This is a genomic window from Mucilaginibacter phenanthrenivorans (assembly GCF_024721155.1).
In the GTDB taxonomy this organism is placed as follows: Bacteria; Bacteroidota; Bacteroidia; order Sphingobacteriales; family Sphingobacteriaceae; genus Mucilaginibacter; species Mucilaginibacter phenanthrenivorans.
The window spans coordinates 606,787-618,684 of record NZ_JAHVAP010000001.1; the positions used below are offsets into that span (position 1 = coordinate 606,787).

Below are 11,898 nucleotides of genomic sequence, written 5' to 3' on the forward strand. Positions count from 1 at the left end.
TACTATCAAACGGCCGGGTAAATAACTGGTTTGGGTGGCGTCCGCTTAGCATTTAAATATTCGGACGGAACGATGCCATATTTGTTTTTGAACATACGTGTGAAGTAACTGGGGGTCCCAAAACCTGTCATGTAAGCGATTTGTGTGACATTGAGTTCGCTTCTTTCCATCAGCGTGGCCGCTTTCTCTAATTTTACCGTACGGATATATTCTATTGGCGACAGACCGGTAAGCTCAATTAATTTGTAGTAAAGGGAACCTCTGCTCATGCCTACGTGTTTGCTCAGGTCCTCTACAGACATGTTAGGGTCACTTAATTTATCTTCGATATATTTGAGAATGGAATTCAGCAATTTTAAATTACCTGATGCTGTCACAATATCATTTCCTTCTAACTGGATTTGCTTTGAATAGGTATCTTTTACATTCTTATTAAGGTTCAGCAGATTTCCTATCCTTGTATTCAGTATCTGAAAATTAAACGGTTTTGAAAGATAGTCGCTGGCACCTGATTTCAAACCTTTCAATTGCTCATCTTCGCCAGCCATTGCTGTCAGTAAGATCACAGGTATGTGACAAGTGCGTTTATCTTCTTTTATTTTCTTGCTTAATTCTATACCGGTCATTACGGGCATATTGATATCGCTGACAACAAGCTGGGGGTGGGCATTCAGGGTTTTTTGCCAGCCCTGCTTACCGTCTGCGGCCTCAACTATCTGGTAATATTTCCGGAGGTGCCGGGCCAAATAAGTACGGAATTCCTCATTATCTTCCACCAGTAAAATAGTGGTGTTCGTTTTGTGAGTTTCGTTTTGGTCACCATTCAACAGCAGTTGATCTTCTTCCCGGACTGCGTGCATAAACTGTTCCGTTGTAACCGCGGCACTTCCGGCTAAGTAATCATTCGCTGGGATATGAGCAGATACATCCCCGTTATAAGTTGGCAATGGCAGATCAACAATAAAACGGGTACCAACCCCCACCTGGCTTTCTACACGCATGTTACCTCCATGCATCTCAATAAATTCTTTTGTGATGGATAATCCGATACCTGTACCCTGGTTAAGTATGGTGTCTGTCTGGTGCTGAAAAAACCGGTCAAATATTCTTGCGAGATCCTTTTCGGGAATACCTACGCCGGTATCGCTAACCGTAATGATCAGATGTGAATCAGCGTCCGGAATCTCGATCATTTCCATGGTCAATTTTACTTCTCCACCCGCAGGCGTAAATTTAAAAGCATTGGATAATAAATTGAAAATGATCCTTTCCAGTTTATTATGATCGAAATTGGCCCACCAAAATGGGCAGTGCGCCTTTATAGTGAATGAAATTTGTTTTTTACCGGCAACATCTCTAAATGAATCGCCTGCCTCCCCGATAAAACTGATGATCTCTCCCAAGGTCAGGTTCAGGTGGAGTTCCTGTTCTTCCATCTTGCGGAAATCAAGGAGCTGGTTGACCATGTTCAGCAAGCGTCGGGCATTCCTGTTGATCATTCGGATGTCTTCAAGTTCTTCGTCTGCTAATCGCCGCCGGAGCAATTTGTCGACAGGCGCCATTATCAGTGATATTGGCGTTCTGAACTCATGGCTGAGGTCAGTTAAAAATTTGATTTTCAAGAGGTCTAACTCATGCAACTGTTCAGCTTCCCGGCGTTCCCGCTCCAACAATTGCCTGAACTCCGATTTTTCCCGCTGAACCTCGAATTCATGCCTGATCTTTTGAATACCTCGTCTTCTTAATAAATATAAAATCGACCCGGCCATAAAAATATAAAGCGCGTAGGCGTATCCTGTACGCCAGAATGGCGGCAGGACCCTGATCTTAATCGAAGTGGCTGGAGTGGTCCAGTGCTCCCCATCGTTACTGGTTTTAACTTCAAAAGTGTAGGTGCCAGGGTCGATATTTGTATAATTGGCAGTTTTGCCTTTGTGGACATAATTCCAGTCTTTGTCGAATCCGACAAGTTTATAGGCGTACTGGTTCTGAAATGGCGTAGTAAAATTTACCGCCACATAGCTGACCGAAAAATTTAAACCATATTTCAGGTTTATTTCTTTGGCGACAGCTATTTGTTCCTTTATCGGGGCATCTTCACCGGGCACAACCGACTCGTTACTTACTTTTAGATCTGTTAACAAAACCGGTCCTGAACCGGATTGATGCTGCACATTGGCCGGGTTAAAATAGTTAAAACCATCCCTGCCCCCGAAATAAATCTCACCATTTGAGCGTCTCAAGCTGGCGCCAGTTATGAAATCTCCTTGCTGAGCGCCATTTTCGCTATCAAAATTTTGAAATCTTCCAGTGTGTTTATCGAATGAACTGATCCCATGCGCTGTGCTTATCCAAAGCAACCCTGACTTGTCTTCCACGATGCTTTTAACCATGCCGTCCGCCAGTCCGTCTTTTTCAGTGTAGGTGGTCACCCGTTGTGTCTTTTCATCAAGGCAGCACATTCCCGATTGAGTTGAAAGCCATAGAACACCGTCACTGTCAAAAAATAAGTTGCCTACCACGTCGTCCGGCAATTTATTCTGCGCCTTCGTGTAGTGTTTGATGCGCCGCGTTGCCGGGTCAAAGACCGCCATCCCCGTACCTGAAGAAGCTATCCAAATTTTTCCGGATGGCGATTTTGCGATACAACTAATGAAGTCGTTTAGCGGCAAACGCTGCCGGAATTCCTGTGCAAATGGTGTGAACCGGTGGCTAAGGGGATCATAAATGCTCACGCCGCCGCCCAGCGTACCTATCCAAATTTTAGCATGTTCATCTTCCATAATCGAAGTGATGTCATTGCTGTTCAGGGCACCCGGAACTTTATCCGCTACGAATTGCTCGTAATTTCCTGAACGGGGATCAATTCGAAAAAGTCCGTCATGGTAGGTGCCTGCCCATAAAGCCCTTGCATGATCCATATACAGTGGCCATACCGTTAATCCGGACCTGGGACTGCGCAACCTGCTTTTTATAGCTAAATTCGTGAATAAACCCGATTGTCTGTTAAAAAGCTGTATCCCGCCTCCGTCGGTTGCGACGAAGATCGAGTTTTTATCATATTCGGCAAAAGCATCAACAAACGAAGATCCTAAACCTGAACGGTCAAACGGGTCACTGTGTTTCAGGTTGAACAAGGGCAGGTTTTTGTCGTATTTGGCCAACCCGCCCCCAAACGTCCCGATCCAGTAAATACCCTTTGGGTCAATGAAAATACTACGGATAGACCGATCTTTAAGACTGAAGACATTCCTTGGATCTGGTTGAAGAATGCGAAAGGATTTTGAAGGCAGATCCATAATATCGATACCATTTTCTGTTCCGATCCAAAGTTTGCCATCGGCATCCATTTGTATTGCAAATAATGCATCGCTGCTCAAAGAACCGGGAGCATCGGTTTTATGCCTGAAAATTTCAAAGCGGTCATCGGGCAATAGCCTGTTTAAGCCGCCAAATGTCGCAGCCCATATGTCGCCATTCCTGTCTTTAAGCAGCGATTTAACAACGTTATCGGATAAACTACCCTGAATGTGCGGATCATTGATAAACCTGGTCATTTTACCAACACGCAGGTCATATCTATAAAGTCCCCTGTTTGTCCCTATCCATATCCGGCTTTTGTTATCCTCCAGTAAAGAAAGCGCCACAAAAGTATTTCCGTCTTTCGTTTTTTCATCGTCTTTAACAGACCCGCTCAAATGAACAGCGGTTATTTTTCCGGATCGCAGGTCAATGGTTCGTAAATCGCCATAGGTGCCGACCCATAAATTTCCCAGGTGATCCTGCATAATCGCCCTGGGTGAAACATGTGGTAGTTCCGGCCAGGTTCCGTTGCCCTTGTAAGGAATGATTTCATCCTTCATTCTGTCATAATAACTCAGGCCGCCGGCTCCGGTTCCTATCCATATCCTGCCGCTGCCGTCTTCGTAAAGACACAACACTTCATTTCCAGGCAAGGTATTGGCTTTCCCCGGAACATGTCTGTAAATGACAAAATTGGTACCATCGAATTTACAGAGGCCATTGCTTGTGCCAAACCACATTAATCCAAATTTATCTTTGATGATCGCAGATACCGCATTTGAGGGCAGGCCTTCCTTTACTGTAATATTTGTGAAATTGATGTTGCCGTCAGCCGCTGTACTGACAAGCGGGCGCCACAAGAAAAGGCATGCGAATAAATATCTTTTCAGGATTTTTTGCATCGGTGAGTTATTTGAAGACACGATTTAGCACGAGCGATCAAACTGGTTTTGATTGGTTGTAAACACAAATATAAAAAAGCAATCGGATAGAAGTGTATTGTCAGTCCGAATTTTCCTGACTGCTGAAAGGACGAGTGAATCCGGATTAATTAGCACAGGGCTATCTGCGTGCGATAAAGCAGTGCCCGCCATTTTTTGATCGTAACAAATAGCCAAATTTTTACCACAAATGTTCAGTCTTGTTTCACGGCACGGATGCCCATTGAAGCGTCAGCGCTGTTGCTTTTTCAATACTGCAAACTAAATATTCAATAGCGTATAATATTTAATTGTTTGCATATCAGCTGATTGTGAATCTGTTTTAAATTCAACTATTTGCCTGCATCAATTCCGGCTAAAAAGTTATGGTGACCTTTCGCCTGATTTTCCCGGTTTTAACACCAAATCCATTCGGTGTCCCGGTTTGGTCATCATAACCGCCACCCTATATATTTACAACGGATAGCAGTGAACAAAGGGTATAGCTGTCCTGTAGGGTATCCGCTATGAAGTTTACAGAAACAACATATCTGCAGGTTAATAATGCGGTTTGCCACTATTTAATGAAAATAATCACAGCCAGTATAAAGATCAACTGATAAAATATGAAAAAGCGATATGGACATATCATCTGTTTAATATTGATTTTAATACTAGTTCAATGTGCCAAAGCAAGCGCAAATATACGCTTGCCGCAACTTATCGCTGACGGTATGGTTCTTCAGCGGGACATTAAACTCAAGGTGTGGGGTTGGGGCAGGCCAGGTGAAAAAGTTAGTATCAAATTCAACGGCATAAAAATCATTACTCATACGGGAACCGATAGTAACTGGTCTGTCACCTTACCTGAAATGCATGCAGGAGGGCCTTACCAAATGGAAGTAAAAGGTGATAACCTTATTATCCTGCGCGACGTTCTTATAGGGGACGTCTGGTTCTGTTCAGGACAATCGAATATGACCATAAAAATGGAACGGGTTAAAGAGAAATATCCCGATGAGATTGCCGGTGCCAATTTTCCGGCGATCAGGTATTTCTTTGTTCCCACCCTGGCAGATGTCCAAAAAATACATGCTGATCTGGCACCGGGTAAATGGGTGCCTGTGACAAGCGAACATATACTGGATATCGGCGCTGTGTCTTATTTTTTCGCCAAAAAGCTGTACACAAAATATCATATCCCCCTTGGGATTATCAATTCAAGCGTAGGCGGAACACCAATCCAGGCATGGATCGGAGAAGAGGGAATTATGGGAATAGACGGTTATGACAAGCGATTGAAGCAGTTTCACGATTCGATCTTTATGGCCCATCTATTACATCCGGCAGGTTCCGGCGACACTGTCAAACAACCGGTGACCCTGGAAGACAAGGGCATGACCCGCGAGGTTAAATGGTATGATCCGGCATTCGAGCCAAAAAACTGGCACCGGTTCTGGCTGCCTGGTTATTGGGCAGACCAGGGCGTCCGTGACTTGAATGGCATCGTTTGGTTCAGGCGTGAAATCACTGTCCCCGCCGAAATGGCCGGCAAACCTGCCAAATTATTTTTGGGCCGTATCATCAATGCCGATGAAACTTATGTCAATGGCAGGCTCGTGGGTAATACGACCTATGAGTATCCACCGAGACGGTATGAAGTCCCGCCGGGTCTGTTGAAAGAAGGTAAGAACCTGATTACGGTGCGTATCACCAACATAGCAGGAAAAGGTGGTTTTGTTCCTGATAAACGTTATGAACTAACCGATGGCGAGATAAAGATTGATTTGCGCGGCGATTGGAGTTACCAGGTCGGATCGGCTTACCCTCCTTTTAATTTAAGGCGGGGAATGGCGGGCAGCCCGCCGTTTTCGTCACAGAATGAACCTACGGGCTTATACAATACCATGGTGGCCCCGGCGCTGAATTTCCCGGTTAAAGGCATTATATGGTATCAGGGGGAATCGAATACAGGCACCAGCAATTACCACCAGTTATTGGACTCACTGATCAGCAACTGGCGTGCCGGCTGGAAAAGGGAAGACTTGCCATTTCTGATCGTTCAGCTACCTAATTTTGGCGACGTGCAGTATTCACCATCCGAAAGTTCCTGGGCCGGGATCAGGGAGGCGCAACTGCAGGCACTTTCGTTGCCTCATACAGGGCTGGTGGTAACTATAGATGCCGGCGAATGGAACGATATTCATCCCCTTGATAAAAAGGATGTCGGTGACCGGCTGGCGATTGCGGCGCAAAAGCTTGCCTATGGGGATAGTAAAATAATTGCTTCCGGGCCAATTTTCCATTCTGCCCGGATCGATGGCGACCACATCGTCCTTACTTTCTCTGACATTGGAGGCGGATTGGCTACAAAACAGGATGAACCACCGGCCTGTTTTGAGATCGCAGGGCCGGATAAGCGTTTTGTCCGGGCTGTGGCCCGGATTACAGGCGATAAGGTTTCGGTCAGTAGCCCCGAAGTTCAGCGACCCGCTTACGTCCGGTATGCCTGGGCTGATAACCCGGAAGGCGCTAATTTAATAAACAGGGAAGGACTACCGGCTTCACCTTTCCGGACGGATCAACCTTAATGAATATATGAAGAAGCTGGCTGCTTTTATGCAGTCACCACGCAGCAGTAAAAAAAATATATTAATTTCACACAACCTAATATATGAAGAACAATCTTTTTAAAATATTAATAACAGTTATCGCAGCCTGCTATTTTATGCCTGCCTTAAGCCAAACCGATAAAATCCGGACATTTGATCTTAGTCAGGTCCGGTTGCTGGAAAGCCCGTTCCTGTCGGCGGAACAAACCGACCTGGACTACATGCTTAAGCTGGAACCCGACCGGTTATTAGCCCCTTTTTTGCGTGAAGCAGGCCTGAAACCTAAAGCACAGAGCTATGGCAACTGGGAAAATACCGGGCTTGACGGGCATACGGCAGGTCATTACCTTACCGCGCTGGCACAAATGTACGCTGCAACCGGATCAGCCGAATGTAAGCGCCGCCTGGAGTACATGGTCAGCGAACTTGGCCGCTGCCAGGTTAATAACGGAAACGGGTATATAGGCGGCGTTCCCGGCGGATTGCATATGTGGGCGCTGTTTAGACTGGGTGATTTTAGCGAATTCAATAAAAAATGGGTGCCATGGTATAACCTGCATAAACTGTTTGCCGGTTTACGCGATTGCTTTTTGCTGGAAGGCGATCAGCAAGCCCGGCAGGAATTTTTGAAGCTTGCCGACTGGACGGCTAATGAAACCAGCGGTTTGAGCGATACACAAATGCAAACCATGCTCAACATGGAACAGGGCGGCATGGATGAAGTGCTTGCAGACGCTTACGCATTCACCGGAAATCTTAAATACCTGAAGCTCGCGGAAAGGTTTTGTCATCGTCTGATTTTGGATCCCCTGGAAAAACATGAAGACCAGCTTACCGGCCTGCATGCCAATACCCAGATTCCTAAAGTGATAGGGTTTGAACGGATTGCCGAACTCAGTAACGACAGCAGTTATCATGCTGCTGCCCGTTTTTTTTGGCAAACGGTGGTTCGGCATCGCAGTATCTCAATCGGGGGCAACAGTGTCCGGGAACACTTCAATCCAACTGACAACTTCTCATCGATGGTCGAGTCGGAACAAGGCCCGGAAACTTGCAACAGCAATAATATGCTCAAATTGTCAAAAATGCTTTTTTTAAATGAAGGCAGACCTGAATATATCGATTTTTATGAACGCCTGCTTTACAATCACGTACTGTCATCACAACGACCGGTAACCGGCGGTTTTGTTTATTTTACGCCGGTCCATCCACAACACTACCGGGTTTATTCTACTGCCAGTGAGAGCTTTTGGTGTTGCGTAGGTACAGGTATGGAAAACCACGGGAAATATGGCGAGCTGATCTATACGCATAACAATGACAACCTTTATGTAAACCTGTTTATCCCCTCGGTACTCAATTGGACAAAAAAAGGAGTGAAACTCATACAGCGAAACAAATTTCCTGATGAAGAGGGAACCACCTTGTCACTCGATATCTTATCACCTAAAAAATTCAGCTTATTCATTAGGAAGCCTTACTGGGTAGCCGATAACGGGTTTATAATCAAGATTAACGATAAGGCCGCATCCGGAATCAATTTTAAAGGAGCCTATGCAGAGATCAACCGGATCTGGCATAATGGGGATCGCATCACCATTGCCTTGCCGATGACGACTTATACTGAATCCCTGCCGGATAATTCGGGTTGGATCTCGTTTTTGCATGGGCCCATCGTTTTAGCGGCGCCGACAGACACGGCCAATATGCCCGGCCTGTTTGCCGGTGATAGCCGCTGGGGCCATATTGCAAATGGGCCACTGTATGCCTTGACCAGATCCCCGCTATTGATTCGGTCAGGGGATAATCCCGCGTCCGCCCTTAAAAGATCGGTATCCCCGCAAATGTCTTTTGAAGCGGGCGACCTGATCCTCCAGCAAGGGTTTAAAAATCTGAAACTGATACCTTTCTACCGTGTCCAGGACACGCGCTATATGCTGTATTGGCCCATAACAACAAAGGATAGCGTCAGCCAAAAGGAAAAGGAACTTGCCGCGCTTGATGAAAAATATCTCAGATTGGCTCCGCTCACCATCGACGCGGTTTCACCGGGTGAACAACAGTCAGAAGCGGATCACCACTTACAGGAGAACGGCAGTAAAACCGGGTTCCTAAATAATACACACTGGCGATCTGCATCAGGTTTCTTTAGCTACCAAATGCGTTTTTCACCGTTTGCTAAAATATTGTATGTCTCCTGTCAATCGCCCGGTAAGAATTGTTCATTTGATATTTTGGTGAACAAATTAAAGATTGCGCATGTGGAGTCCGCAGCAAAAGGGGCTGAGCAATCGTTCAGCGCAGCATATGCTTTACCTCCGGATATAAAAAATGGCCCTATAACGGTTGAATTTATTGCTGTGCAGGGATCCCGGACTATGGAAGTATCTGATATCAGGCTGCTGCGGAAGGAAAAATAGCAAAGCGCGTATGTTTTTGATTTAAGTTCCTGTAATACGGCCGGTAGCGGCGTCTATGCCATCGTCCATTAGCTGAATGTTTTTTTTAAGCCGGGGATCATTTTTGATTTTAAAAAATCAGAGCGACAGCTCATTTTTTGTTGGAAAACGGCAATCTTTCCATCGTTAGCGGATCAATGCTTTCCAGGTACGGGAGATCGTAAACGGGCCGCTCATAACCGGTTGGGAATGGCATTTTACTAAAAGTTTGAAAATACAACAGGCATCCGTCCTTGTACACCTGCGCATCGTGGCACTGCTTGCGTAATTTACTTTGCACATCATTAAACCGCTGCTCGTCAACATAACCGCTCACGGTATCCCACAGCTTTTGAAAGTTTCTTACCGACTGTAATCCATCCTGATAGTGAAAGCACAGCTCATCCCACAAAGTGCGCCCACTGGCCATCTTGTATGTCCAGGGGACATGATGAAACCATAAAAGATATTTGTCGGGGCAGGTTTTAATACCGTTAAATTCATCTGCGAGGGGCTGATGGTATTGATCAACAGCATCGCTGCCTGAGCGGGTACGGCCAAATCCTATTCCTGTTGCATCTGCACGGTGGTAGTAGGGTGGTGTCCAGTCAACCCGTACGTTTTTAGGTGCATACCACGGGCCGGGGCCATAATGCTGGTTAGCGCTAAAAATATGGTGAAGGCCAAGCGGCATCATATAATTAACCATCACCTCCCGGCTTTTTAACATCATGTCTTTTACGGGAGCCAGAAAATTGTTCTGCCAATTATGAGCAGCGGAAAGTTGTGCCGCCGTTAAAGAATCCGGTGAGAAAGTAAGCTTGAGCCACTCATCGGCGATCAGGGCGCTTGATAAATGATCGTTCCATGCAAGCCGGCCAAAAGCATACCAATTTGCCTGGTCAAAATCACTGCCGCACCAGTTGCTGTCAAGCCCAATGTTGGCCACGCCGGCAATGGCTGTATATTTTTGCGGGTAAATACTGCCATCCGTGCATCGCGCAACGGTGCTGCCTTTGCAGGCCTGGTAGGTATCACTGTTCAGTAGTTCTTCCCATAAAGTCGATAAAAAAACCAGGTGGATATTTTCGCCCAAGTATTCTTTAGTAATTTGAAATTCAGGCATCACCGAAGTTTTTTTCATTGCACCGAACAAGGGGCTGAAAGGCTCACGCGGCTGAAAATCTACCGGCCCGTTCTTTACCTGTATGATCACATTATCCCTGAACTGCCCGTCAAAGGGCATAAACTCTGCGTATGCCTGCTTCGCCCTGTCGTTATCACTGGCGCTATACACAAATGCCCGCCACATGACAATGCCTCCGTATGGCCGCAAAGCATCCGCAAACATATTAGCGCCATCAGCATGTGTCCGGTGATAATCTTGCGGGCCGGACTGCCCTTCACTATTCGCTTTTACGAGAAACCCGCCAAAGTCCGGAATAACTGTATAAATGTCATGGATCTTGTTCTGCCACCATTTAATAACTTCCGGATCTAAGGGATCGGCAGTTTTGAGTTTCCCCAGCACAATTGGCGAGGCGAAGTTTACAGAAAGATAGGTGCGGACGCCATAAAGCCGCAGCACGTCTGCAATTTCTTTTATCTTTTTTAAATACCTGCCTGATAAAATAGGCGGAGCGGCATTTACATTATTTAAAACGGCCCCGTTTATGCCGATGGAAGCATTGGCCCTGGCATACGCGCGCCACAGCTTTCTGTCCTGACCGGTAACCCTCAATGAATCTTTTTCGTCACGCCAGAAGATAGATTTACCCGCATACCCGCGTTCGATAGTGCCGTTAAGGTTGTCCCAGTGATCCAGGACCCTGCGCCCGTAGGAAGGATTAGAAGTTATAGAAGCGTCCTGCCTGCATTTTTGCCTTCTTAAAAAATCAAAAACGCCATAGAGTACTCCTGCCGGTGTGGCTGCCTGTATGGAATGTGGCGTAAGTATAAAACCATCGCCTTTTATCGCTTTGTCCGGTTTTAAAGCAATGGTTATATTTTCGCCAGGTTTTCCGCACCAGTTTTCTCTTAGTTCCGCACAGGCAAGCTGCACCATTGCAGCGCTGCTGCGGCAGGTTACTGTCACTGAAATTGTTTTGCCTTTTCTTAGCCATAAGCCATGTCCGTTTTCTGCGCCGGCTCTTTTCGCAGCAGTAAGGATTAACAAAAGAAACAGGATGCTTTGACAAGACCGGATTTGTCCGCCGCCGGAAAGCAGGTATTTGCACCGCGTGATCAATTTCATTTCATGCATTTGTTTTGCGACCAATAGTACTATAGTTCATTTTCAAAATGTAAAGGCTAACCGGGAGTAAGACTAATGTGGATTTTTAGATTCTTTTATAGCTGGCAATAATAGGCAGTACGAACAGATTTGAATAGGAGAGATGTGCTAAATATTAGTACAAATGTATCAGAACACTAAGTTGATTTCAATAAGCTATGCAGCTAAGACAATGTTTCATTTAGCCTTGTATTCGCCGGTTCATTTAACTGCAATAGCAGGCCTGTATTAAATATTGACACCTGTCAGGCTGCTTCTTTTTCCTGGCCGGCGCTAAACCTGGTTTTCACCAGGGATTTTCTATATCCTGCCAATAAAACCCTTAAACAGCG

The 11,898-nt window shown here is 45.8% G+C and carries 4 protein-coding genes; 2 read left to right on the top strand and 2 right to left on the bottom strand.

Annotation, left to right across the window (positions count from 1 at the left end; translation table 11 throughout):
- Positions 1-5: 5 nt before the first annotated feature.
- Entirely contained in the window at positions 6-4,205 is a 4,200-nt protein-coding gene (locus KXD93_RS02595; protein ID WP_258135300.1) for a hybrid sensor histidine kinase/response regulator transcription factor, read from the bottom strand.
- A gap of 644 nt (positions 4,206-4,849) precedes the next feature.
- Here KXD93_RS02595 and KXD93_RS02600 point away from each other — a divergent pair.
- Both KXD93_RS02600 and KXD93_RS02605 read left to right on the top strand, forming a co-directional pair.
- Positions 4,850-6,814, top strand: a complete 1,965-nt coding sequence (locus KXD93_RS02600; protein WP_258135301.1) for a sialate O-acetylesterase — start codon at positions 4,850-4,852, stop codon at positions 6,812-6,814.
- Between the two features lie 83 nt (positions 6,815-6,897).
- On the top strand, positions 6,898-9,255 hold the full coding sequence (locus KXD93_RS02605) for a glycoside hydrolase family 127 protein (RefSeq protein ID WP_258135302.1): 2,358 nt from the start codon (positions 6,898-6,900) through the stop codon (positions 9,253-9,255).
- A 130-nt stretch (positions 9,256-9,385) separates the two neighbouring features.
- On the opposite strand, the gene KXD93_RS02610 is transcribed toward KXD93_RS02605, so the two are convergent.
- The gene (locus tag KXD93_RS02610) at positions 9,386-11,527 is read right to left on the bottom strand and encodes an alpha-glucuronidase (RefSeq protein ID WP_258135303.1); all 2,142 of its coding nucleotides are present in this window, start codon (positions 11,525-11,527) and stop codon (positions 9,386-9,388) included.
- Positions 11,528-11,898: the final 371 nt, after the last annotated feature.